This is a genomic window from Micrococcus sp. 093350064-1 (genome assembly GCF_053627955.1).
The window spans coordinates 133,570-158,286 of the sequence record NZ_JBSEYU010000001.1; the positions used below are offsets into that span (position 1 = coordinate 133,570).

Consider the following 24,717-nt stretch of genomic DNA (forward strand, 5'->3'; position numbering starts at 1 on the left):
CCGGCCCCGGGGTCAGGCCGCGCGGGTGCGCCCCTCGGCCCGGCAGCGGGCACAGACGCCGGTGATCTCCACCGTGTGGTCCGCGTCCGTGAAGCCGTGCTCCGCGGCGACGGCGGTGGCCCACGCCTCGACGTGGGGGGCGGTGACCTCGACGGTGGTCCAGCAGATCCGGCACACCAGGTGGTGATGGTGGCCCTCGTCCTCGCACCGGCGGTACACGGTCTCGCCGTCGTCGCGGCGGAGCATGTCCACGAGGCCGTCGTCGAGCTGCTGCTGCAGGGTCCGGTACACGGTGGCCAGCGAGACGCGTTCGCCCTGGTCCTGGAGGCGGGCATGGAGCTCCTGCGCGCTCACGAAGTCCGGGATGCGGTCCAGGGCTCGGTCGACGGCGGCCTTCTGCCGGGTCGCCCGGGGACGGGCGGCCCGGGGGCTGGGCTGGGGGGCGCTCACGGTGCTCACGACTCCTTCTGCGGCGGCTGCCGCCTCCTCCGCGCGGTCCGGAACAGGTCCGCGCGGGCCATCCTCCAGGTTATCAGCGGCGCCGAATGGGGCGTGGAGTAGGGTGTCCGGGTGCACAGCGAGAGCCCGGACCCATCCCCTGTCCCGGACCGCGACGGCGCCGCCCCCGATCGACCCGACCCGCTGATCGTCGTCGACGAGGGGCAGGGCCGCGTGGTCCCGGCGCCCACGGCGGCCCCGTCCTCGTCCCATGACGCCGGCGGCGACCCGGACGCGGACATCGACGGCGTCGACCCTGAGGCCGCCGAGCCGCCCACCCTGGTGACGGTGGACGTGCTGGCCGGCTGGCTCGGCCTGGCCCCCGTCGAGGACCTGCCGCCGGTGCCCGGGGGCCCGGCCTACGCCCAGCCGGGCCGATGCCGCCCGAACCGGGTGATCCTGCTCGACGTCCGGTTCCGGGCCACGGGGGGCGGGCCGGACCACGCCGCCTATCTCCAGGGCCATCTGCCCGGCGCCGTCTACGTCTCCCTGCCCAGCCAGCTCGCCGGCCACGCCGGTCCGGCGGCGGGGCGCCACCCCCTGCCGGACGCGCGCCAGTTCGCGGAGACCGTGCGGATGTGGGGGATCGACGAGGGGGACACCATCGTGGTCTACGACGACGACCACGGCCTGTCCGCCGCGCGCGCCTGGTGGCTGCTGCGCCACGCGGGGCTGCGGGACTCCGTGCTCCTGGACGGCGGCCTCGAGGCGTGGCGCGCCGCGGGCCTGCCCCTGCAGCCCGGTGAGGTCATCCCGGTGCCCGGCACCGCCCGGCCGTCGTGGGGCCGCATGCCCGTCGTGGACACGGCCGGCGCCGAGGCGATGGCCTCCGGCGGTCTGCTCCTCGACGCGCGGGCGGCCGAACGCTACCGCGGGGAGGTCGAGCCCTTCGACCCCGTGGCCGGGCACATCCCCGGGGCGCGGAACGTGCCCACGGCGGAGAGCATCGCCGAGGACGGCCGCCTGCGGCCCGCCGCAGAGCTGGCGGAGCGGTTCGACGCCGTCGGCGTGGACGACGCCACTCCCGTGGCCGTGTACTGCGGCTCGGGCATCACCGCGGCGCACGCCGTGCTCACCCTGGCCGTCGCGGGGCGACCCGGAGTGGCGCTCTACCCGGGTTCGTGGTCAGCATGGGTCCAGGACCCGTCCAACGCCGTCGCGGTCGGCCCCGAGCCCTACGGCGCGTCCGGCCGGGACTGACGAGCCCCGGGGCCCCGCCCCGCCGACCCCCAGGAGGACCCCCCATGGCCACCGTCTTCAGCAGGATCATCGCCGGCGAGCTGCCCGCCCGCTTCGTGTGGCAGGACCCGACGTGCGTCGCGTTCCTGTCCGCCGCGCCGCTCCAGCCGGGGCACACGCTCGTGGTGCCCCGTGAGGAGGTGGACGAATGGGTGGAGGTCGACCCGGCGCTGGTCACGCACCTGACGACGGTCGCCCAGCAGATCGGCAAGGCGCAGGTGGCGGCGTTCTCCGCCCGCCGGGCCGGGCTCATGATCGCCGGCTATGAGATCCCGCACCTGCACGTGCATGTGTGGCCCTCCACCTCGCTCGCCGACTTCGACCTGGCTCGCGTGGACAACGCCCCCGATCCGGCGGACCTGGACGACGCCGCCGCCCGCCTCCGCGCGGCCCTGCGGGACCTGGGCCACGGCGAGGTCGTCCCGCAGGACTGACGGCCCGCGCCGCCCGGGCCCGACTCAGGCGCGCGTGGCCCGGGCGAGCGCCTGACGCACCCGCTTCTCGGAGACCGAGACCGCCGTGCCCAGCTCCTGGGCGAAGAACGAGACGCGCAGCTCCTCGATGAGCCAGCGCACCCGCTCCAGCTCCGCGGGCACGGGCGTGCCCGCGAACCGGGCGCGGTGGGCCGCGACGGCGGCGTCGAACTCGTCCTCGAGCCCCTGCACCACCGCCATGTGCTGCCCGTCGCGCTGCAGGTGGCCGCCGGCGTCCAACCGGTCCAGGCGCGTCAGCATGCCCTGCAGGTAGCGCGGCAGGTGCTGCAGCCGCTCCCAGCCCGTGGTGGCCACGAAGCCGGGGAACACGAGCTGCTCGAGGTGTGCCTTCACGTCCGACAGCGCCGGCGCGAGGGCGAGCGAGACCGAGCCCTTGAGCCGGCGTCGCACCTGCGCGGCCCGGGAGAGCACCTGCTCCACCAGGGACGTGACGGCGAAGACCGTGTCGATCAGGTCGGCCCGCACCCGGTCGAACAGGGCGCGGAACGCGGCCTCGTCGAACGGCAGCTCGTCCCCGACGAGACGGTCCACGGCGGCCTGGGTGCAGTCCGCGACGAGGGAGTCCACCGAGCCGTGCGGGTTCTGGGTGAAGGTGAGCTTCTCCCTGTTGTCCAGGTGGTCCAGCACGTAGCGCTGTGGGCTGGGCAGGGTGGCCAGCAGCAGCCGGATCACCCCGGCCCGGTGCCAGGCCGCCTGGTCCTCCGCGGACCGGGCCACGGTCAGGCCGGCCGCGGGGCCGCCGTCGGGCGTGGTCTCGGGCACCAGGCTCGGGTAGCCCGTGATGGCGGGGCCGCGCGCCCCGGCCGCGGTGGAGACGGTCTTCGGCACCGTGCCGATGCTCCACGAGGTCAGCCCGTGCCGCTCCTCGAAGGCCGGCGTCGCGCCGGACCGCCCGGGGCCCTCCGGGCGACGGCGTCCCTCGGCCCCGGCCCGCGCGTCGGCCTGGGCACGGCCGCCGCGGCCCTTGCCGCGCGGCCCCGGCCGGGCCGAGGCGGGGTCGTCGGTGCCGGCGAGCCGGGCGGCGATCGCGGAGCGGTTGGCCTGCGCGAGCCGGGCCTGCAGCGCGGGCAGGTCCTGGCCGGCGCCCATCACGGCGCCGCGGGCGTCCACGACGCGGTAGTCCATCCGCAGGTGCAGGGGCACCGCGTCCGGGGCCCACAGTCCGGGCTCCACCACCACGCCGCGCACCCGGCGCACGGCCGCGGACAGCGCGTCCGGCAGCTCGTCCCGCAGCGGGTCGGCGTGGGCCTCGAGGTCCGCGACGAGCTGCTGGGCCACGTCCGGGGCGGGCACGAGGTTCTTGCGCACGGCCTTGGGCAACGCCTTGATGAGGGCGGTGACGAGCTCGACCCGCAGGCCGGGGACCAGCCACGCGAAGGGGCCGGGGGAGACCTGGTTGAGCAGCAGGATCGGCACGGCCACGGTCACGCCGTCGGTGCCGGCCGCGCCGGTCGGGTCGTACGTGTACTCGAGGTCGAGCTCCACGTCGCCGCCGGGCATCGGATACGCGAACGTGGTGGGGAACGCGTCGGTGTCCAGGTCCTCGGCGTCGGCGGTGAGCAGGGCGGCGACGTCGAGGTCCAGCAGGTCCGGCTGATCCTGGCGCGCCTTCTTCCACCACGCGTCGAAGTGCCGCTCGGAGACGACGTTTCCCGGGATCCGCGCGTCGTAGAAGGCGAACAGGTCCTCGTCCCCGATCCGCAGGTCGCGGCGGCGCAGGCGCGTCTCGAGGGCGTCGACCTCCTCGAGCGCAGCCCGGTTGCGGGCGAAGAACCGGTGACGCGTGCGCCAGTCGCCCTCCACGAGGGCGTGCCGGATGAACAGCTCGCGGGAGAGCTCCGGGTCGATCCGGCCGTACCGGACCGAGCGGTCCGGGATCAGAGTGACGCCGAACAGCGTCACCTTCTCGCGCGCGACGACGGAACCCGCCCGCCGCGACCAGTGCGGCTCGTTGTAGGTCCGCTTGACGAGGTGGCCGGCGACCTCCTCGGCCCACTCCGGCTCGATCCGGGCCACCGTGCGCGCCCACAGCCGGGAGGTCTCCACGAGCTCGGCGGCCATGACGAACGGGTGGCGCTTCTTGAACAGGGCGGAGCCGGGGAACACGGCGAAGCGGGTGCCGCGGGCGCCCACGTACTCGCGACGGCGCTCGTCGTAGGCGCCGATCTGCGAGAGCAGGCCGGTGAGCAGGGACTTGTGCACGGCCTCGTGCCGGCCGACCGGGTCCACGGGTCCGGCCTCGACGGTGAGGCCCACGTCCTTGGCGAGCTGGCGCAGCTGGCGCACCAGGTCCTGCCACTCCTGCACGCGCAGCCAGTTGATGTGCTCACGGCGGCACAGCTTGCGGAACTGGGAGCCGGAGAGCTCCTTCTGCCGCTCGTGCAGGTAGGCCCAGAGGTTCAGGATCGCGGAGAAGTCCGAGTTCTCGTCCGCGAACCGGCGGTGCAGCTCGTCCGCGGCCTCGCGCTGCTCCGTGGGGCGCTCGCGGGGGTCCTGGATGGTCAGGGCCGCGGCGATCACCATGACCTCCCGGACGCAGCCGCGCTCACCGGCCTCCAGGATCATGCGGCCCAGCCGCGGGTCCACCGGCAGACGGGCCAGGCGGCGTCCGACCCGGGTGATGGTGCCCGCGCGGGCGCCGCCGGCCTCGAGCGCGCCGAGCTCGGTGAGCGTGGTGGCGCCGTCGGTGACCTGGCGGCCGTCCGGCGGCTGGACGAAGGGGAACTCCTTCACGTCGCCCGGGGTGCGGGCCACGCCGAGGGAGAGCATCTGCAGGATCACCGAGGCCAGGGAGGTGCGCAGGATCTCCGGGTCCGTGAACTCGGGGCGGGAGAGGTAGTCCTCCTCCGAGTACAGGCGGATCGCGATGCCGTCCGAGGTGCGGCCGGACCGGCCCGAGCGCTGGTTCGCGCTGGCCTGGGAGACGCGCTCGATCGGCAGGCGCTGCACCTTGGTGCGGTTCGAGTACCGCGAGATGCGCGCGGTGCCCGTGTCGATCACGTACTTGATGCCCGGCACGGTCAGGGACGTCTCGGCGACGTTCGTGGCCAGCACGATCCGCCGGCGCACCCCGGCCCCGGCGCGGCCGAACACGCGGTGCTGCTCCGCCATGGACAGGCGGCCGAACAGCGGCAGGATCTCCGTGCCGGCCAGGCGCGTGGTGCCGGCGACGACGCCGGTCAGGTGGTCCGCGGCCTCGCGGATCTCCCGCTCGCCCGGCAGGAACACGAGGATGTCGCCCGGCGGCTCGGCGGCCAGCTCGAGGACGGCGTCGCCGATCGCGTCGAGGGGGTCGCGGGTCTCGGCGGCATCGTCCGCGTCGTCCTCGGGGTCGTCCGGGGAGGGCTCGTCGGTCAGCGGCCGGTACCGGATCTCGACGGGGTAGGTCCGCCCCGAGACCTCGATGATCGGCGCCGGGACCACGCGGCCGCCGTCGTCGGCCTCCACCGCGTCCGCATGGTCCTCACCCTCGGCCAGCGGCCGGCCGAAGTGCCGGGCGAAGCGCTCCGGGTCGATGGTGGCCGAGGTGATGATCACCTTCAGGTCCGGCCGCTGGGGCAGCAGGTTGCGCAGGTAGCCCAGGAGGAAGTCGATGTTGAGGCTGCGCTCGTGGGCCTCGTCCACGATGATCACGGAGTAGCGGCGCAGCTGCGGGTCATGGGGGATCTCGGCCAGCAGGATGCCGTCCGTCATGACCTTGACCCGGGTCGCCTTCGAGGTCTGCGCCGTGAAGCGGACCTGGTAGCCGACCGTCTGCCCGATCTCCTCGCCCAGCTCCTGCGCGATGCGCTCGGCCACGGAGCGGGCGGCGATGCGCCGGGGCTGGGTGTGGCCGATCGAGCCCGCCTCCCCGAGCCCGAGGGCCAGGCACATCTTCGGCAGCTGCGTGGTCTTGCCCGAGCCGGTCTCGCCCGCGACGATCACCACCTGGTGGTCGCGGATCGCGGCCATGATCTCCTCGCGACGCTCCGCCACCGGCAGGTGTTCGGGGAACGTGATCGCGGCGGCGTCGTGGGGCGTCGCGGACGGCTGCGCGGCGGGCGTGGAGGGCGGGGGAGTCTGCGTCATGACGGCCTCCATCCTAGGCGCGCGGGGCCCGGGCCGACCCGGACGGGGCGAATCCGGGACGGATCTGGGACTGGGGCTGTGAGTCCGGATGTGATTCTCTGGAGCCCATGGACACGAACACCGTCTTCCTGTTAGCGGCGATCGGCCTCTACTTCCTCGCGATGATCGCGATCGGCCTGTACGCCTCCCGCAAGAACACCGACCTCGACGACTACATGCTCGCCGGACGCGACATGAAGCCGTCCGTCGCGGCGCTCTCCGCGGGTGCGTCCGACATGTCCGGCTGGCTCCTGATGGGCCTGCCCGGCGCGATCTACGCCGCGGGCCTGGTCGAGGGCTGGATGGCGGTCGGCCTGACCGTGGGCGCGTGGGTGAACTGGCGCGTGGTCGCCCCCCGCCTGCGCTCCTATACCGAGGTGGCCGGGAACTCGATCACGATCCCATCCTTCCTCGAGAACCGGTTCAAGGACCGCACGCACATCCTGCGGATCGTGGCCGGCCTGATCATCCTCGTGTTCTTCACCTTCTACGTCTCCTCGGGCATGGTGGCCGGCGGCAAGTTCGTCGAGTCGACCTTCGGCCCCGACTCCTTCTACGCCCAGGGCATCAGCATCAACTACCTCACCGGCATGCTCGTGGTCGCGGGCATCACGGTGCTCTACACCCTGTTCGGCGGCTTCCTCGGCGCCTCGCTGACGGATGTGGCCCAGGGCGTCCTCATGTTCCTCTCGCTGCTGGCCGTGCCCATCGTCGTGATCCTGACCATGGGCGGCTGGGACGCCGTCGTCGAGGGCATCCGCGCCGCCGACGCCGCCGGCGGCGGGGTGAACCACTTCTCGATGTTCGAGAACGCGACGCTGATCGGCGTCCTGTCCTCCCTCGCCTGGGGCCTGGGCTACTTCGGCCAGCCGCACATCATCGTCCGCTTCATGGCCCTGCGCACCCCGCACGACGCGGCCGTCGCCCGGCGCGTCGGCATCGGCTGGATGGCGCTGTCCGTGTTCGGCGCCGTGATGGTCGCCCTCGTCGGCATCGCCTACTTCCAGGCCAACCCCGGCACCACGCTCGAGGACCCGGAGACCGTGTTCCTGGTGCTGGCCTCGATCATGTTCCACCCGTTCGTGGCCGGCCTGGTGCTGGCCGCCGTCCTCGCCGCGATCATGTCCACGCTCTCCTCGCAGCTGATCGTGTGCTCCTCCGCCCTGGTGGAGGACCTCTACATGCTGCGCGGGCGCACCGGTTCCCCGACGTTCACCCTGTGGCTCGGCCGCATCGGCGTGCTGGTGGTGGCGCTCGTGGCGGGGCTGCTCGCCCTCAACCCGGACTCCTCCGTGCTCGAGCTCGTCTCCTTCGCGTGGGCCGGCTTCGGCGCCGCCTTCGGCCCTGTGATCCTGCTCGCCCTGTACTGGCCGCGGTTCACCTCGTGGGGGGCGATGGCCGCCATGGTCACCGGCGCCGCCGTCGCCTGGGTGTGGTCCGAGGCCAGTGCCGAGACGTGGGAGTGGTTCGGCCTGTACGAGCTGCTGCCGGGCTTCGTCGCCGCCTTCGTGGTGGGTGTGGTGGTGTCCCTCGTGACCCAGCGCTCGCGCCGGGTGCAGCGGCGGATCGACGCCGAGTTCACCGGCGCGATCGACATCGTGGCCGGCCGCGAGCCGGACCCGGACGTGGCCCCGGCCGCCATGACGCGCGACGCCGCCGGGGGCTCGACCGCAGCCGCCGCGGATCCGCGCGCGCAGGCGTGAGGCTCTTCCTCGCGATCCGTCCGCCGAGGGCCGCGCTCGACCACCTCGAGCCGGCCCTCGACGGCGTCCGGGACCGGGCCGGACGCGCGCTGTGCTGGACCGAGCCGGAGCAGCGGCACCTGACGCTGGCGTTCCACCCGGAGGTGCCCGCCGGCGCCGTGGACGACGTCGTCGCCGTCGCCGGCCGCATCGCGGCGGGACATGGCCCGCTGGACCTGCACCTGGCCGGAGCGGGGGAGTTCTCGCACCGCACGCTCTGGGTGGGGGTGGGTGGGCAGGTCCGGGAGCTCGGCGCGCTCCTGGCGGAGCCCTGGCTCGCCGACGACGACGGCCGGGACCGCCGGCGCGCCCACCTCACCGTGGCGCCGGTCTCGGGGGCCGCGCTCCGACCTCGGGGTCGGAGGCGGGGCGAGCCCCGTCCGCCGGCGCCGGCCACCGTCCTGCTGGCCGAGGCCGTGCGCGCGCTCGCCGTGTACCGCGGGCCGGAGTGGACCGCCGACGAGGTCGAGGTCGTGGCGTCCCGGCTCGGCGAGGGCCGGTCCGGCGGGCCGCTGCACGAGGTGCTGGCGACCGTCCCGCTGCGCGGCTGAGGGGCCGACGGGCCGGCCGGAGCGGGAGACCCGCCGGGCCGACCCGGCCCCGGGTCAGCCCTCCAGCGGGCCCTGCACCGCGTACAGGCGCTTGTTGGCGAACTCGTCCACGGCCATGGGGCCGAGCTCGCGGCCGAAGCCCGAGCGCTTCACGCCGCCGAAGGGCAGGTTCGCGCCGGCGGCGGAGGCGAGGTTCACGTTCGCCATGCCCACCTCGAGCTGGTCGGCCACGCGCTTGGCCTCGTCCAGGTCCGTGGAGAAGACGGCGCCGCCGAGACCGTACTGGGAGTCGTTGGCCAGGGCCACGGCCTCCTCGGCCGAGGACACCTTGTACACCACGGCGGCCATGCCGAACAGCTCCTGCGTGTAGGCGGGGTTCTCCTGGTCCACGTCCGTGATCACGGCCGGGGAGACGTAGAAGCCCTCGCCCTCGGGGCCGGAGACGCGCTCGCCGCCCACGTGGACGGTGGCGCCGGCCTCCTTGGCCGCGGCGATCTGCTCGGCGAGCCCGTCGGCCGCGGACTCGGAGGACAGCGGGCCGTAGACGTCGGCGTCACGCGAGGTCGGGTCACCGGGCTTCATCGCCGAGGAGCGCTGGACCAGCTCGTCCACGAAGTCGTCGTAGAGGTCCTCCATGACGATCATGCGCTTGTTCGAGTTGCAGGCCTGGCCCCAGTTGCCCATCCGGGTGGCCAGTGCGTCGCGGGCGGCGGCGCGGGCGTCCGGCGCGGAGAGCACGATGTACGGATCGGAGCCGCCGAGCTCGAGGACGACCTTCTTGAGGTGCCGGCCGGCCTGCTCGGCGACGGCGGCGCCGGCCCGCTCCGAACCGGTGAGGGACACGCCCTGCACGCGCGGATCGGCGATGATCGTGGAGATCTGGTCGTGGGTGGCGAACACGTTCTGGTACACGCCCTCCGGCAGTCCGGCCTCGGTGAAGAGCTCTTCCAGCAGCTGCGCCACCTGGGGGTTGATCTCGGCGTGCTTGAGCAGGATGGTGTTGCCGAGCATGAGGTTCGGCGCCACGAAACGGGCCACCTGGTACACCGGGAAGTTCCACGGCATGATCCCCAGCAGCGGGCCGATCGGCAGCCGCTGGACGAACGCCTCCTGCCCGGAGAACTGCTTGATCGGCTGGTCCGCGAGCAGCTCCTCGGCCTCGTCCGCGTAGTACCCGAAGATCTGGGCGCTGTAGCGCACCTCGCCGACCGCCGCGCCGAGGGACTTGCCCATCTCCGTGGTGATCACCGCGGCAATGTCCTTGGACCGCTCGGCCAGCAGCTCGGAGATCCGCTTCACGACGGCGGCGCGCTCGGCCACCGACTTCCGGGACCACTGCTCGTAGGCGGCCTGCGAGGCGTCGAGGGCGTCGGCGATCTGCTGATCCGTGGCGTTGTCGAAGGACTTCAGCAGCTCCCCGGTGGCCGGGTTGATTGTGCGGTAGCCCTGAGAGGCGGAGGTGGTGGTCATCAGTCGTCACCCTTTCGTGTGGACGTCCTGCGTTGAGTTCCCCATCCTGCCGGAGGCCCCCGCTCACTCCCAGATCCCGGACGCCCCTCTTCGCCACGAGCCGAGAAGGTGGGTGTCCACGATCCCGGCGGCCTCCAGCAGGGCGAAGCAAGTGGTCGGCCCCACGAATCGGCAGCCATGCGCCTTCAGCGCCCTCGCGAGCGCGCGCGACTCGTCCGAGGTCGAGGGGACCTGCGCCACCGTCTCCGGCCGTGGGGTCGCGGCAGGCTGGTGAGCCCAGACCAGCCCCGGCAGGCCGGTGGCGGGACGGTCGCTGTCGCCGTGCCAGGCGGGGCCCGCGCCGGGGGAGCCCGGGTGCAGCGGGGCGAACCGCTCGCCGCGCATCCCGACGACGGCTTGTGCGTTCGCGACCGCGGCCTCGATCTTGCGCCGGTTCCGGATGATGCCGGGGTCCGCCAGCAGTGCCTCGACCTCCGCGTCCCCGAACGCCGCGACGGCGTCCGGGTCGAAGCCCGCGAACACCTCCCGGAACCGCGGCCGCTTGGCCAGGACGGTCCGCCAGCTCAGGCCCGACTGGAACGCCTCGAGCACGAGGCGCTCGAACAGGCCCCGCTCGTCCGTGACGGGCAGGCCCCACTCCGTGTCGTAGTACTCCCGCAGCAGCGGATCCCGTGCCGCCCACGGCGGGCGGGCCCGCCCGTCCTCACCCACGACGACGCCACTCGGCGGCGCCTGTCGCCCGTCGGCCGGTGGATCCTCGGCGAGGGTGGAGACGGGGGCGGGGAGGCCGTCGTCGGCGTGGTGCGCGCTCATGCACCCGAGCCTAAGAGCGGCCCCGGACATCCGGAGCCGGAACGCGACGCCCGGGGACGCAACGCCGTCTGCGGACACCTGTGCAGGAGGCGCGGCCGGACCTCGTCACTCGAGCCGCCCGGCCCGCAGCGGCACGTGCGGCGAGGGGGGGAGATGCTGGGGGCGACCGCGGTCGGGGCCACGCCAGCCGGGAGCGCGCCCAGGGCAGGCCGACCGGCGAGGGCAGGCTCGCGCCGCGCGCGGGGGAGGTGCTCAAGGCCGGCACCCTGGCCCCCGCGCCGCGGCACGGGCCGCTCAGTCCCTCGCGAGCACCGCGTCCCCCTCGGGCCGGCGCAGACTCGGCTCGGGCAGGTACACGGACCCGCCGGCGGCCCGGAACTCCGCGGACTTGGCGGCCATGCCGGCCTCGGCGATCCGCGCCTGCTCGGACGCGCCGCCGAATTCGCTGCGGATGTCCTGGCTGATGCGCATGGAGCAGAACTTCGGCCCGCACATCGAGCAGAAGTGGGCGGTCTTGGCGGGCTCGGCCGGCAGCGTCTCGTCGTGGTACTCCTCGGCGAGCTGCGGGTCCAGGCCGAGGCCGAACTGGTCGCGCCAGCGGAACTCGAAGCGCGCCTTGGACAGGGCGTCGTCGCGGTCGCGGGCGCCGGGGTGGCCCTTGGCGACGTCGGCGGCGTGCGCGGCGATCTTGTAGGTGATCACACCCGTCTTCACGTCGTCCCGGTTCGGCAGGCCCAGGTGCTCCTTGGGCGTGACGTAGCAGAGCATCGCGGTGCCGTAGCGGGCGATCTCGGTGGCGCCGATGGCCGAGGTGATGTGGTCGTACGCCGGGGCGATGTCCGTGACGAGGGGGCCGAGCGTGTAGAACGGGGCGCCCTTGCACAGCTCCTGCTGGCGCTCCACGTTCTCCCGCACCAGGTGCAACGGGATATGGCCGGGGCCCTCCACCATGACCTGGACGTCGTACGCCCACGCCCGCTCCGTCAGCTCGGCCAGCGTGTCGAGCTCGGCGAACTGGGCGGCGTCGTTGGCGTCGGCCACGGAGCCCGGCCGCAGGCCGTCGCCCAGGGAGAACGCGACGTCGTAGCGCGCGAAGATCTCGCAGAGCTCGTCGTAGTTCTCGTAGAGGAAGTTCTCCTTGTGGTGGCCCAGGCACCAGCCGGCCATGATCGAGCCGCCGCGGGAGACGATGCCGGTCACGCGGTCCGCGGACAGCGGCACGTGGCGCAGCAGCACGCCGGCGTGCACGGTCATGTAGTCCACGCCCTGCTCGCACTGCTCGATCACGGTGTCGCGGAAGATCTCCCAGGTCAGGGCCTGGTGGTCGCCGCCGACCTTCTCGAGGGCCTGGTAGATCGGCACGGTGCCGATCGGCACGGGGGAGTTGCGCAGGATCCACTCGCGGGTGGTGTGGATGTCGTCGCCCGTGGACAGGTCCATCACGGTGTCCGCGCCCCAGCGGGTGGCCCACTGCAGCTTCGAGACCTCCTCGGCGATCGACGACGTCACCGCCGAGTTGCCGATGTTCGCGTTGACCTTCACGGCGAACGCCTTGCCGATGATCATCGGCTCCGACTCGGGGTGGTTCACGTTCGCCGGGATGATGGCGCGGCCGGCCGCGACCTCGGAGCGCACCAGCTCCACGTCCACGCCCTCGCGCAGGGCGACGTAGCGCATCTCCGGGGTGATCTCGCCGCGCCGGGCGTAGTGCATCTGGGTGACGCGCGCGCCCTCCTTGGCGCGCAGCGGGGCGCGGCGCTCGCCGGCCCACTCCTGCGAGGCGGCGCCGCGGCGCACGGCCGAGCGGCCGTCGTCGAGCAGGTCGCGCTCGCGGCCCTCGTACTCCTCGACGTCGCCGCGGGCGCGGATCCACTCGGCGCGCTGGGCGGGCAGGCCGCGCTCGGGCACGGAGCCCGGGCCCATGGTGCGGTAGACGGTCAGGGGCGCGTTGGGCGTGCCGTCGGGGGAGTCGTCCTGGTGGACCTCGGTGACGGGCACGCGGATGCCGTGCTCGGCATCCTCGAGCCAGCCCAGACGGTGCGTGGGGTAGTTCTCCTCGGCGACGACCTCGGCCGTCGACTCGGCTGCGGGCAGGGGGGTGTGCTCGGAAACGGACATGGCCGCGGCTCCTTCTTCCTTCGCCGGAATGACCCGGACAGGTTCAGACGGTCTCCGGGCGGCGTCAGCCCGGTCTCAGCCCCGTGCCGTGGGGCTCCCGTGGGATGCGAGCGACCCTAGCACGTCCCCTGCGGGGCCTCACCGCCGTCGGCAGCGGCCATGCGGCGGGCCGCTCAGGCGCGCGCCGCGCGGGCCGCCCGCCGGCGCACCGTGGTGCGCTCGACGATCCACGTCACGATGAGCATCACGATGATGACGATGCCGGCGTACCCGAGGACGGGGTAGACGGTGCCCACGAGGTCGGAGAAGCCGACGCTCGAGAGCAGGGTGGCGGCCAGGGCAGTGACGACGGCGATGGCCCAGCCCGGCACGCGGCGCATCGAGGACAGCAGGGCGATCCGCTCCACACCGCCGTACAGGCACGAGACCGCCGTCGTGAACTGCGCCAGCAGCAGGACGACCGTGTACAGCAGGGCGGCCCAGCCGCCGATCATCGCGGCCAGCTCGACCATGGGCAGCTCGGCACGGCCGATGAGCTGGGCGTGGACGGTCAGCGCGGCCATCACCGCGCCGGCCATCACCACGAGGCCCAGTGCCCCGAGCCCGGCCCCGGCGACGAGGGAGCGGCCCGACGAGGAGCTCTCCTCGCCGATCGGGGCGAGCACCGCGTAGGCCAGCTGGATGTTGAAGGCCACGTACAGCACGCCCGAGAGCCACCACTGGTTGATCAGCGGGGACGAGGTCACGAGCGCGGCGACGTCGTCCACCGCGGCCCCCGGGTTCGCCAACCCCCACACCGCGACGCCGACGGCGACCACGATGATCAGGGGGACCACCACGGCCTGGACGCGCACGAGGCCCGTGATGCCGGCCAGCACCGAGACCACGCAGACGGCGGCCATCACCAGCGAGCCCACGAGCGAGGGCAGCCCGAACGCGGTGTGCACCGCCGCCCCGGCCCCGGCCAGCATGATCACCAGCGTCCCCAGCAGGGACGTGGTGATGCACAGGTCCGCGAACCAGGTGGGCACGCGCGACGTCGTGGGGTTCACGATCCGGTGGATGTCCGTGGTCCGCAGCTTCTGCGCCAGCCGCAGCACGATCACCGCGAGCAGGAAGAACAGCGCGCCGGCGATCACGAGCGCCCCCGTGCCGCCCCAGAGGCCGAAGCTCACGAAGTACTGCAGGATCTCGTTGCCCGAGGCGTACCCGGCGCCGATGGTGGTGCCGATGAACGTGGCGGCGATCCCGAGCGGGGAGGTCGGCCGCAGCGGCGCCGACTCCTCGGCTCGGCCGGGGTGCGCGGGGGAGCTCTCTGTGACGTGGGACATGCGACTACATTCTCATGGGCGGGATCGGCCCGGCCCGGGCGGCCGATCCGCCCCGACCCGAAGGAGCCCCCGCATGACCCCCGCCGTCCCCCGTGTGCTCAGCATCGCCGGCTCCGACTCCGGCGGCGGCGCCGGTGTCCAGGCCGACCTGAAGACCATCGCCGCGTGGGGCGGCTACGGGATGACCGCGATCACCGCGATCACCGCCCAGAACACGCAGGGCGTGCAGGCCGTCCACCCGCTGCCGGTGGACGTGGTGCGCGCCCAGCTCGACTCGGTCGCCGCCGACATCGCCGTGGACGCCGTGAAGATCGGCATGCTCGGCACGGTGGAGCTCATGCGGGCCGTCGCCGGCTGGCTCGAGGAGACCCGGCCCGCCGTCGTCGTGCTGGACCCGGTCATGGTGGCCTCGAGCGGGGACGCCCTCACCGCGGTCGGCGACGACGACGGGCGCGCCGCGTGGGCCCGGCTGCTGCGGGTGGCGCACCTGGTGACACCCAACCTGCCCGAGCTGGCCCGGCTGACCGGGCGGGACGCGACGGACTGGGACGCCGCCCTCGACGCGGCGCGGGGCCTGGCCGCCGAGCACGGGGTGACGGTGCTGCTCAAGGGCGGGCACCTGGACGAGACCGAGGCGCCCGAGGCCGCAGCGGCGGAGGTGCCGGACGCCGTCGTGCGCGTGGGCGGGGCCGTGCACGAGGTGCGCGGCCCGCGCGTGACGACCCGCGCCTCGCACGGCACCGGCTGCACCCTCTCCTCGGCCCTGGCCACGCTGGCCGGGGCGGGCCTGAGCTGGGACGACGCACTCGAGCGGGCCAAGCCGTGGCTGGCCGACGCGATGCGGGCGGGGGAGGCGCTCGCGGTCGGGGACGCCTCGCGGCCGACGTGGCACGGGCCCGTCGACCACGGTCATGCGCAGCGGGGCTGAGGGCGGGACCTCCGGGCTTCGACACGTTCGAGGCGGGAAATCCGGCGAATACGCACCTCGGGACGTCCCATGAGGTCGATTTCCCGCCTCGAATGCCGGTGACCCGGACCTCCCGCTCCGCTCGAGCGTCCGGGTCCGCAGAACCCAGAAGAGCCGGACCACCGTGTCGCCACGGGGGTCCGGCTCTGTTCGCTCGTGCCCCCGGCAGGATTCGAACCTGCGGCCTTCTGCTCCGGAGGCAGACGCTCTATCCCCTGAGCTACGGAGGCGGGGGTCGCGACGCGTCGAGCGCGTTGCGGACTCGTCGACTCTACACCATCAGGACGGCCCGTCCGTGACCTCCCCGCGGGGCGCGTCAGCCGGGCAGGCCCGCGCGCAGGGTCCGGGCCGCGGCCTCGGGGTCCTCGGCCTGCGTCACGGCGCGGACCACCACGATCCGTTCCGCCCCGGCCGCGCGGACCTCGGGCAGCCGGTCCGCGTCGACGCCGCCGATGGCGAACCACGGCCGCGCCCCCGCCGGGTCCTCCGCGTCCAGGCGTGCGGCGAGGGTCGGCAGTTCCAGTCCGACGGCGGCCCGGCCCGGCTTCGTGGGCGTCGCCCACACCGGCCCCGTGCAGAAGTAGTCCAGGCCGTCCTCCGCGCGGGCGCCGCGCACCTGCGCCTCGGTGTGGCACGAGCGGCCGAGCACCACGTCCGGGCCCAGCAGGGCGCGGCACTGCGCGGTGGTCAGGTCGGTCTGGCCCGTGTGGAACACGTCCACCCCGGCCAGGGCGGCGACGTCGGCGCGGTCGTTGGCGGCCGAGAGCGCCCCGTGCTCCCGGGCCAGCGGGACGAGCGTGGCGAACGCGGCCAGCTCGACCGCCACGTCCACGGCCTTGTCCCGCACCTGGATCACGTCCACCCCGCCGCGGAACGCCGCCGCGCAGAAGTCGGCGAACGCGGCCGTGTCGAGCGTGCCGTCCGGGCGCAGGAACCGCTGCAGGTCGGTGCAGACGTACAGCCGGGAGGCGGCGAGGCGGGCGCGGCGGCGCGCGCCGGGGCCGGTGCCGCCGTCGTCGCGGCCGGCCGCGGTCATCAGGAGCGGATCGGGGGAGTGCATGCGCCCACTGTGGCAGACTGGCCGCTGTTCCATGGGAGCCCGGGCCGCACACGCCGGGCTGAGAGGGCCGCAGGGGCGCACCGCGCCGGCGCGGCCGACCATCACCACTCGATGCGGGTCATGCCGCCGTGAGGAGGACCGGTCCGTGCACGTGGCCGTCGTCGGGGCCGGGATCATCGGCCTCACCGCCGCCGTGCGTCTGCGTGCCGCAGGCCACGCCGTCACCCTGATCGCCCCCGAGCTGGACGCCGCCGGGCGCCCGCACGCCGTGGCCGGGGCCACCCACGCCGCGGCGGGGATGCTCGCGCCGCTCGCCGAGACCCAGTTCAGCCAGGACGACCTCGCCCCGCTGCTGCAGGCCGGCTGGGAGGCCTACCCGGCCCTCGTGGACCTGCTCGCCGCCTTCACCGATGTGGAGACGGGCTTCCTCGCACAGGGCGCCTGGATCGTGGCCGCGGACCCCTCGGACGCCCGCGCCTGGGACCACGTGCTCGAGCACGCCTCGATCCTCGGTCGCCGGGTCGAGCCCGTCTCCGTCCGCGCGCTGCGCCGCGCCGAGCCCGCCCTGGCCCCGGGCCTGGCCGCCGGCTTCGACGCCCCGGACGACCATCAGGTGGACCCGCGACGGCTCGCCGCCGCCTGCGTCGCCGCCCTGCGCGCCGAGACCGGACCCGACGGCGGCCCGCTCCCGGTCGGCGCCGGACCCGCCGCCCGGTTCGTGGCCGGACGCGTCACCGCCGCCGGCCCGGAGGGCGAGGGGGTGCGCCTCACGCTGGCCGACGGGGGCGTCCTCACCGCCGACGGCGCGGTCCTCGCCGCGGGCCTGGGCCACCGCGGGATCGGCGGCGCGGCCACCGCCGTCGAGGTCCCGCTGCGCCCCGTCCACGGCGACGTGCTGCGTCTGCGGGTGCGCCCCGAGCAGCTGCTGCCGGGGGAGTCGCACCTGATCACCCGCACCGTCCGCGGCCTCGTCCACGGGCGCCAGGTCTACCTCGTGCCCCGCGCGGACGGCACCCTCGTGGTCGGCGCCTCGGCCCGCGAGGACGGCCTGGCCGGCACCTCCGCCGGGGCCGTGCTGGACCTGCTCGCCGACGCCGCCGCGATCCTGCCCGCCGTCCGCGAGTGCGAGCTGGTCGAGATCACCACCGCCGCCCGCCCCGGCACCCCCGACGACGCCCCGCGCGTGCTCGCCGTGCCCGAGGCTCCGGGCGCCGTCGTCGCCACCGGCTTCCACCGTCACGGGATCCTGCTCGCCCCCTGGGCGGCCGGGCGGATCCTCGAGCTGCTGCACGCCCGCCTGAAGGAGATCGCATGAGCACCCTCACCCTGACCCTCAACGGAGAGCCCGCCGAGCTGGCCGCGGCCACCGTCCGCGACGTCGTCGCGCACGTCACCGGGCGCGCGGTCGGCGACGACGGCGCCGCCGCGGACGGGCGGCGGCTCGGCGTGGCCGTGGCGGTCGGCGGCGAGGTCGTGCCCCGGTCGGCCTGGGCCACCCGGGCGCTGGCCGCCGGGGACGAGGTCGACGTCGTCACCGCGGTGCAGGGGGGCTGAGCGATGGCCGAGCACCGCACCCCGCCCGCCGCCCCCGCGATCCCGCCGCTGCGGATCGGCGGCTACGACCTGGCCTCCCGGCTCATCATGGGCACGGGCGGCATCACCGACCTGACCGCCCTCGAGGGCGCCCTCGTCGCCTCCGGCACCACGCTCACCACCGTGGCGCTGCGCCGCTGGTCCGCGGACACCCGTGACGGCCTGGTCGCGCTGCTGGACCGCCTCGGCATCGACGTGCTGCCCAACACCGCCGGCTGCTACACCGCCCGGGACGCCGTGCTCACCGCCCGGCTCGGCCGGGAGGCGCTCGAGACCGACCTCGTGAAGGTCGAGGTCATCGCCGATGAGCGCACCCTGCTGCCCGACGTCGTCGAGACCCTCGAGGCCACCGAGCGGCTCGCCGCCGACGGCTTCACCGTCCTGGCCTACACCTCGGACGACCCCGCCATGGCGCTGCGCCTCGAGCAGGCCGGCGCCGCCGCCGTCATGCCGCTGGGCTCGCCGATCGGCTCGGGGCTGGGCATCCTCAACCGCGCACACCTGGAGCTGATCGTCTCCCGCGCCTCCGTGCCGATCGTGCTCGACGCCGGCGTGGGCACCGCCTCGGACGTCGCCCTGGCGATGGAGGCCGGCTGCGACGCCGTGCTCGCCGCCTCGGCGATCACGCGCGCCGCCGAGCCCGCCCGCATGGCCCACGCGTGCCGGCTCGCGCTCGAGGCGGGCTTCCACGCCCGCCGTGCCGGGCGCATCCCGCGCCGCGAGCACGCCCTGGCCTCCTCGCCGATGGCCGGGCGGGTCACGGCCGAGGAGGACGAGCGGTGACCGCCGCCCTGGACCCCGCCGCCCGCGAGCCCCGCGACCTCACCGCGCTGTCCGACACCCAGCTGGAGCGCTTCGCCCGCCACCTGAGCCTGGACGGCTTCGGCCCCGAGGCCCAGCTGGCGCTGCTGCGCTCCCGCGTCCTCGTGGTCGGCGCCGGCGGCCTCGGGGCGCCCGTGCTGACCTACCTCGCCGCCGCGGGCGTGGGGGAGGTCCACGTGATCGACGACGACATGGTGGACCGCTCCAACCTGCACCGCCAGGTGATCCACGCCGAGGCGGACCTCGGCCGCCCCAAGACCGCCTCCGCCGCCGCGACGATGCGCGGCCTGCACCCCGAGGTGCGCGTGGTCGAGCACCGCGAACGCCTGACCGCGGCCAACGCGCTCGAACGGGTCGGCGCCGTGGACCTCGTGCTCGACGGCACGGACAACTACGCGACCCGCTACCTCGTGGCCGACGCGTGCGAGATCGCGGGCGTGCCCGTGGTGTGGGGCGCGATCCTGCGGTTCGCGGGGCAGGTGAGCGTGTTCGCCCCGGGCGGGCCGCTGTACCGGGACGTGTTCCCGGAGCGGCCCGAACCCGGCGAGGTGCCCTCGTGCGCGCAGGCCGGAGTGCTCGGGGTGCTGCCCGGGATCATCGGCTCCCTCATGGCGGCCGAGGCGATCAAGCTGCTCTCCGGGGTGGGTGAGCCCCTGGTCGGGCGGCTGCTCTCCGTGGACGCCCTGACGATGCGCTTCCGTGAGCTGCGGCTCGTGCCCGACCCCGAGCGGACCCCCGTGACGGACCTGTCCGCCCACGCGGACCAGGCCCCCCGCCCGGACGACGCCGGCGCCCCCGGCTCGGCGGAGGCGTGCGGCGCCGCGGGCGGGGAGATCGCCCCCGCCGCGCTGGCCGCCCTGCTCGCCGACCCCGCCCGGGCCGCGTCCCTCACCCTGCTCGACGTCCGCGAGGACTGGGAGCGCCGCCTGCGCCGGGTCGAGGCCCCCGCGACGGTGGCCGATCGGCACGTCCCGCTCGAGGCCGTCCTCGCGGAGCCGGCGGCCCTCGCGCCCGGGCAGGACCGCGTCCTGGTGGTCTACTGCGCCGCCGGAGCCCGGTCGGCCCGGGCGCGGGACGCCGTCGTCGGGGCCGACCCGAGCGCCGGCGGGCGCGTCCTGTCCCTCGCCGGCGGCCTCGCCGCCTGGCCCGCCTGACCCCCACCCCGACGAACCCTGCGAGATGGCCCCCACCGCGGGCCGGAGGGGGCCATCTCGCAGGGTTCGTTCGCACGCGCACGGGCGCGGCGGCCCTTCCGTAGACTTGCGCGGGTGAAGCCCGAAGACCTCTCCGCCCTGCTGTCCGCTGTCCTCACCGACGCCGTCGATGCCGGTGACCTCCCCGCCGCGCTGCGGGAGGAGATCACCCCCGCGCGCGTGAAGGTGGAGCGACCCCGCAGCCGCGAGCACGGCGACTGGGCCACCAACGTCGCCCTCCAGCTGGGCAAGAAGGCCGGGATGGCCCCGCGCGACCTCGCCGGGCTCGTAGCCGAGCGCCTGACCGACAAGCCGGGCATCGCCGCCGTCGACGTCGCCGGCCCCGGCTTTCTCAACGTCACCCTGGACGCGGCCTCGGCCGGCGCCCTGGCCCGCGAGATCGTCGAGGCCGGCCCGGAGTACGGCCGCAACGACGCCCTGGCCGGGCACACCGTGAACATGGAGTTCGTCTCCGCCAACCCCACCGGCCCGCTGCACATCGGACACACCCGCTGGGCCGCGCTGGGCGACGCGATCGCCCGCCTCCTGCGCGCCTCCGGCGCGGACGTCACCGCCGAGTACTACGTCAACGACGCCGGCAACCAGATGAACGTGTTCGCCGACTCGGTCCTCGCCCGCCTGCACGGCCGCGACGTCCCCGCGGGCGGCTACCCGGGCGCGTACGTGCAGGAGCTGGCCGACGCCGTCGCCCTCGAGCACCCGGACGTGCGCGAGCTGACGGACGAGGCCGCCCGCCCGGTGGTCCGCGAGGCCGCGTACCGGCTCCAGATGCAGGACATCAAGGACACGCTCGCCGCCTTCGACGTGCACTTCGACGTGTTCACCTCGGAGCAGACGCTCCACGACTCCGGCGCGATCGACCAGGCCGTGCAGCGGCTGCGCGAGCAGGGCCACATCGAGGACCGCGAGGGCGCCGTGTGGCTCAAGACCACCGACTTCGGCGACGACAAGGACCGCGTGCTCATCCGCGCCAACGGGGAGCCCACCTACTTCGCCGCCGACGCCGCCTACTACCTCCACAAGCGCGACCGCGGCTTCGAGGAGAAGGTGTACCTGCTCGGCGCCGACCACCACGGCTACGTGAACCGCCTCAAGGCGATCGCCGCCGCCGCCGGCGACGACCCGGCGACGAACATCGAGATCCTCATCGGCCAGCTCATCTCGGTCAACGGCGCGAAGCTCTCCAAGCGCGCCGGCAACATCATCGAGCTCAAGGACCTCGTGGAGTGGCTCGGCCGCGACGCCCTGCGCTACGACCTGGCCCGCTACCCCGCGGACTCGCCCCTGACGATCGACCCCGAGCTGCTGCGCTCCGCCACGAACGACAACCCCGTCTACTACGTGCAGTACGCCCACGCCCGCGCCTCGGGCGCGGCGCGCACCGCGCAGGCCCACGGCGTGGACCGCTCCGAGTTCGACGCCGCCCTGCTCACCCACGCCACCGAGTCGGAGCTGCTGGCCCAGCTGGCGGAGTTCCCGGCCGTCGTCGGCGCGGCGGCGCGCCTGCGCGAGCCCCACCGCGTGGCCCGCCACCTCGAGGTGATCGCCGGGGCCTACCACTCGTGGTACGCCGCCTGCCGCATCGTGCCCATGCCCACCGACGACGGGACGCCGCGTCCCGTGGAGACCCTCAACCGCACCCGCCTGTGGCTCAACGACGCCACCGCCCAGGTGCTGGCCAACGGTCTCGGCCTGCTCGGCGTGACCGCCCCGGAGAAGATGTGAGCGCCCGGATGACGACGCCGCAGCCCGCCCCCGCCTCCCCGCTCGCCCCCGCCTGGCTCCCCGCGCCGGGGGACCCGGACGCGCTCGTGCCCGGCCTGTGGGCCGCCGGCGTGGACCGCGCCGCCGACGGCGAGCTCACCGTCCAGGGCCTGCGCGCGAGCGCGCTCGCCGCGGAGTTCGGCACGCCGCTGCTCGTGGTGGACGAGGACGACTTCCGCGCCCGCGCCCGCGCGTTCCGCGAGGGCTTCGACGCCGCGTTCGCCGACCTGTGCGGGGGAGCGGACGTCTACTACGCCGGCAAGTCCATGCTCACCCTCTCCACCGCCCGCTGGGCGGCCGAGGAGGGCCTGCGCGTGGACACCGCCTCCGGCGGCGAGCTGGCGATCGCGCTGGCCGCCGGCGTCGACCCGGCCCACATCGGCCTGCACGGCAACAACAAGTCGGACGCCGAGCTGCGCACCGCCCTCGAGGCGGGCGTGGGCCGGATCATCGTGGACTCGCTCGACGAGCTCACCCACCTGGCCGCGCTCGCGGCCGAGGTCGGCCGCCGCGCCCCCGTGATGCTCCGGCTGACCCCGGGCGTGCACGCGCACACCCACGACTTCATCGCCACCGCGCACGAGGACCAGAAGTTCGGCCTCTCCCTGGCCCCGGCCTCCACCGACCGGGACGGCAACGTGGCCGGCCGCTCGCCGGCCGCCGTCGCCGTGGCCGCGGCCCTGGCGGCCGAGTCGATCGACCTGCTGGGCGTGCACTGCCACATCGGGTCCCAGATCTTCGAGGCCGAGGGCTTCGGGCTGGCGGCCGGACGCGTGCTCGAGTTCCTCGCCGAGGTCAAGGCCGAGCACGGGGTGGAGCTGGCCGAGCTTGACCTCGGTGGCGGCCACGGCATCGCCTACACGGCCGTGGACGAGCCGCGCCCGGCCGCGGAGATCGCCGACGCCCTCGCCGACGACGTCCAGAAGACCGTCGAGCGCCTCGGCCTGAGGTGCCCGCGGGTCTCGCTCGAGCCGGGGCGGGCCATCTCAGGCCCCGCGGGCCTGACCCTCTACACGGTCGGGGTGACCAAGACCGTGGACGCGGACGCCCCCGACGGCGCAACCGCGGCCCGCCGCTACGTCGCCGTGGACGGCGGCATGTCCGACAACCCGCGTCCCGTGCTCTACGACGCCGACTACACCGCCGTCTCCGCGCGCCGCACCTCGGAGGCCGAGCCGGTGCTCTCCCGTGTGGTGGGCAAGCACTGTGAGTCCGGCGACATCCTGGTCCGCGACGTGTACCTGCGGGCCGACCTGGGCCGCGGCGACCTGCTGGCGGTGCCGGCCACGGGCGCGTACACGCACGTGATGTCCTCGAACTACAACGCGCTGGCCCGCCCGGCCGTCGTCGCGGTCTCCGGCGGGCAGGCGCGGGTGATCATCCGCCGCGAGACGCAGGAGGACCTGTTCGCCCGCGAGGCCGATCCGCGCCTCGCCCGCTGAGGACGCAGAAGCCCGGCCCGGCCGCCGGCCTCGCGGCCGGGCGTGGGCGTCCCGCTCTGCGGACACCGAGTGTCGCGCGGCGGGACGCGTCCGCCCGCCGCGCTAGATTCGAGGCCAGCCGAGCCGCGCGGTCGCGCGGCGTCGCCCCCACCCTGGACCACGGAGGACCATGGCCGAGCACACCGACGCCCCCACCGCACTCAAGGTCGCCCTGCTGGGCGGCGGGACCGTGGGGTCCCAGACCGCACGGATCCTCACCGAGGACGCCGACATCCTGCGGGACCGCGTGGGCGCCGACCTCGAGCTCACGGGCATCGCGGTGCGCCACACGGGCGCGACGCGCGACTGGCAGGCGGACCCGGCGCTCTACACGACCGACGCCGAGGCACTCGTGGACGGCGCCGACGTCGTCATCGAGCTGATGGGCGGCATCGAGCCGGCCCGCACCCTGATCCTGCGCGCCCTGGCCGCCGGCACGTCCGTGGTGACCGGCAACAAGGCGCTGCTCGCCCAGCACGGCGAGGAGCTCTATGCCGCGGCCGCCGCCACCGGCGCACAGCTCAGCTTCGAGGCCGCCGTCGCCGGCGCCATCCCGATCCTGCGCCCGCTGCGCGACTCCCTGGGCGGCGACCGCGTCACCCGTGTGATGGGCATCGCCAACGGCACCACCAACTTCATCCTGGACCGCATGGACACCGAGGGGGCGGACTTCGACGACGCCCTGGCCGAGGCCCAGCGGCTCGGCTACGCCGAGGCCGACCCGACCGCCGACGTCGAGGGCCACGACGCCGCCGCGAAGGCCGCGATCCTGGCGACCATCGCGTTCGGGGCGCCGTACACACTGGACCAGGTGGCCGTCGCGGGCATCACCGCGATCACGGCCGAGGACAACGCCGCCGCCGCGGAGGCGGGCTACGTCATCAAGCTGCTGGCGATCGCCGAGCGCGGCCGCGCCGCCGACGGCGCCGAGGGCGCGGTCCTGCGCGTGCACCCCACCCTGCTGCCGCGGGAGCACCCGCTGGCCTCCGTGCGCGGGGCGTTCAACGCCGTCTTCGTGGAGGCCGACAACGCCGGCGAGCTCATGTTCTACGGTCCCGGCGCCGGCGGCGCCCCCACCGCCTCCGCGGTGATGGGCGACGTCGTCTCGATCGCCCAGCGCATCGTGCGCGGCGGCCCGGCGCGCCTGCGCACCCCCGTCACCGCCCTGCCCGCCCTGGACCCGGCCGAGGCCCACACCTCCTTCATGGTCGTGCTGCGCGCGGCGGACCAGCCCGGTGTGCTGCGCCGCGTCGCCGGGGTGTTCGAGGAGCACGGCGTCTCCATCGAGACGTTGCGTCAGGTCCCATCTGAGCGCGAGGACGCCCCCGGCGCGTCCCTGCGGCTGATCACCCACCGTGCGCGGCAGCGCGACCTCGACGCCACCGTCGGGGCGCTCGCCGCCCTGGACGTCGTCCACGAGGTGGCGTCCGTCCTCCGAGTCGAAGGGAACTGA

At 74.8% G+C, this 24,717-nt stretch carries 19 protein-coding genes and 1 tRNA gene; 12 read left to right on the top strand and 8 right to left on the bottom strand.

The window, feature by feature from the left end:
- Positions 1-12 precede the first annotated feature (12 nt).
- Positions 13-459 carry a Fur family transcriptional regulator gene (locus tag ACUW6W_RS00625; protein WP_036337773.1) on the bottom strand — a complete coding sequence of 149 codons (447 nt, stop codon included), beginning with the start codon at positions 457-459 and terminating at the stop codon, positions 13-15.
- A 111-nt stretch (positions 460-570) separates the two neighbouring features.
- On the opposite strand from ACUW6W_RS00625, the gene ACUW6W_RS00630 reads away from it, so the two are divergent.
- Entirely contained in the window at positions 571-1,698 is a 1,128-nt protein-coding gene (locus tag ACUW6W_RS00630; RefSeq protein ID WP_044659227.1) for a sulfurtransferase, read from the top strand.
- A 44-nt stretch (positions 1,699-1,742) separates the two neighbouring features.
- Positions 1,743-2,171, top strand: coding sequence for an HIT family protein (locus ACUW6W_RS00635; protein ID WP_044659226.1), 429 nt, complete (start codon positions 1,743-1,745; stop codon positions 2,169-2,171).
- Positions 2,172-2,195: 24 nt separating this feature from the next.
- Here the strand turns inward: ACUW6W_RS00635 and hrpA are convergent, their stop codons facing one another.
- A complete protein-coding gene (hrpA, locus tag ACUW6W_RS00640; protein ID WP_095695545.1) occupies positions 2,196-6,299 on the bottom strand; it encodes an ATP-dependent RNA helicase HrpA in 4,104 nt (1,367 codons plus the stop codon).
- A 107-nt stretch (positions 6,300-6,406) separates the two neighbouring features.
- Here hrpA and putP point away from each other — a divergent pair, with 107 nt between their 5' ends.
- Entirely contained in the window at positions 6,407-8,041 is a 1,635-nt protein-coding gene (gene putP, locus ACUW6W_RS00645; RefSeq protein WP_063190324.1) for a sodium/proline symporter PutP, read from the top strand.
- Complete coding sequence (locus ACUW6W_RS00650) at positions 8,038-8,631, top strand: 2'-5' RNA ligase family protein (protein ID WP_049147185.1); 594 nt, start codon at positions 8,038-8,040, stop codon at positions 8,629-8,631. The genes putP and ACUW6W_RS00650 overlap by 4 nt, the downstream gene beginning before the upstream one ends.
- Before the next feature lie 54 nt (positions 8,632-8,685).
- Here ACUW6W_RS00650 and ACUW6W_RS00655 read toward each other — a convergent pair whose 3' ends face one another.
- The 4 genes from ACUW6W_RS00655 to ACUW6W_RS00670 form a co-directional block, all read right to left on the bottom strand.
- Entirely contained in the window at positions 8,686-10,101 is a 1,416-nt protein-coding gene (locus ACUW6W_RS00655) for an NAD-dependent succinate-semialdehyde dehydrogenase (protein WP_063190325.1), read from the bottom strand.
- A 63-nt stretch (positions 10,102-10,164) separates the two neighbouring features.
- Positions 10,165-10,914 carry a DNA-3-methyladenine glycosylase I gene (locus ACUW6W_RS00660; RefSeq protein ID WP_454179622.1) on the bottom strand — a complete coding sequence of 250 codons (750 nt, stop codon included), beginning with the start codon at positions 10,912-10,914 and terminating at the stop codon, positions 10,165-10,167.
- A 294-nt stretch (positions 10,915-11,208) separates the two neighbouring features.
- Positions 11,209-13,032, bottom strand: a complete 1,824-nt coding sequence (gene thiC / locus ACUW6W_RS00665; RefSeq protein ID WP_063190327.1) for a phosphomethylpyrimidine synthase ThiC — start codon at positions 13,030-13,032, stop codon at positions 11,209-11,211.
- Positions 13,033-13,205: 173 nt separating this feature from the next.
- Entirely contained in the window at positions 13,206-14,363 is a 1,158-nt protein-coding gene (locus tag ACUW6W_RS00670) for a YkvI family membrane protein (protein WP_041105274.1), read from the bottom strand.
- Between the two features lie 73 nt (positions 14,364-14,436).
- On the opposite strand from ACUW6W_RS00670, the gene thiD reads away from it, so the two are divergent.
- Complete coding sequence (gene thiD, locus ACUW6W_RS00675) at positions 14,437-15,291, top strand: bifunctional hydroxymethylpyrimidine kinase/phosphomethylpyrimidine kinase (protein WP_041105272.1); 855 nt, start codon at positions 14,437-14,439, stop codon at positions 15,289-15,291.
- A gap of 196 nt (positions 15,292-15,487) precedes the next feature.
- Here thiD and ACUW6W_RS00680 read toward each other — a convergent pair.
- Both ACUW6W_RS00680 and thiE read right to left on the bottom strand, forming a co-directional pair.
- Positions 15,488-15,560 (bottom strand) — tRNA-Arg (locus ACUW6W_RS00680).
- An 86-nt stretch (positions 15,561-15,646) separates the two neighbouring features.
- On the bottom strand, positions 15,647-16,390 hold the full coding sequence (thiE, locus tag ACUW6W_RS00685; protein WP_036316591.1) for a thiamine phosphate synthase: 744 nt from the start codon (positions 16,388-16,390) through the stop codon (positions 15,647-15,649).
- A 145-nt stretch (positions 16,391-16,535) separates the two neighbouring features.
- Here thiE and ACUW6W_RS00690 point away from each other — a divergent pair, with 145 nt between their 5' ends.
- The 7 genes from ACUW6W_RS00690 (at position 16,536) to ACUW6W_RS00720 (ending at position 24,717) form a co-directional block, all read left to right on the top strand.
- A complete protein-coding gene (locus ACUW6W_RS00690) occupies positions 16,536-17,705 on the top strand; it encodes an FAD-dependent oxidoreductase (RefSeq protein ID WP_036316589.1) in 1,170 nt (389 codons plus the stop codon).
- Complete coding sequence (gene thiS / locus ACUW6W_RS00695) at positions 17,702-17,944, top strand: sulfur carrier protein ThiS (RefSeq protein WP_134376936.1); 243 nt, start codon at positions 17,702-17,704, stop codon at positions 17,942-17,944. Before ACUW6W_RS00690 ends, thiS begins: the two co-directional genes overlap by 4 nt.
- Before the next feature lie 3 nt (positions 17,945-17,947).
- On the top strand, positions 17,948-18,766 hold the full coding sequence (locus ACUW6W_RS00700; RefSeq protein WP_036316581.1) for a thiazole synthase: 819 nt from the start codon (positions 17,948-17,950) through the stop codon (positions 18,764-18,766).
- Positions 18,763-19,959 carry a molybdopterin-synthase adenylyltransferase MoeB gene (gene moeB / locus ACUW6W_RS00705; RefSeq protein WP_041105268.1) on the top strand — a complete coding sequence of 399 codons (1,197 nt, stop codon included), beginning with the start codon at positions 18,763-18,765 and terminating at the stop codon, positions 19,957-19,959. Before ACUW6W_RS00700 ends, moeB begins: the two co-directional genes overlap by 4 nt.
- Positions 19,960-20,073: 114 nt before the next feature.
- A complete protein-coding gene (gene argS / locus ACUW6W_RS00710) occupies positions 20,074-21,744 on the top strand; it encodes an arginine--tRNA ligase (protein WP_041103245.1) in 1,671 nt (556 codons plus the stop codon).
- 8 nt (positions 21,745-21,752) lie between these two features.
- A complete protein-coding gene (lysA, locus tag ACUW6W_RS00715) occupies positions 21,753-23,225 on the top strand; it encodes a diaminopimelate decarboxylase (protein WP_041103243.1) in 1,473 nt (490 codons plus the stop codon).
- Positions 23,226-23,394: 169 nt separating this feature from the next.
- Positions 23,395-24,717: a homoserine dehydrogenase gene (locus ACUW6W_RS00720; RefSeq protein WP_454179625.1), complete on the top strand. Its 1,323-nt coding sequence runs from the start codon at positions 23,395-23,397 to the stop codon at positions 24,715-24,717.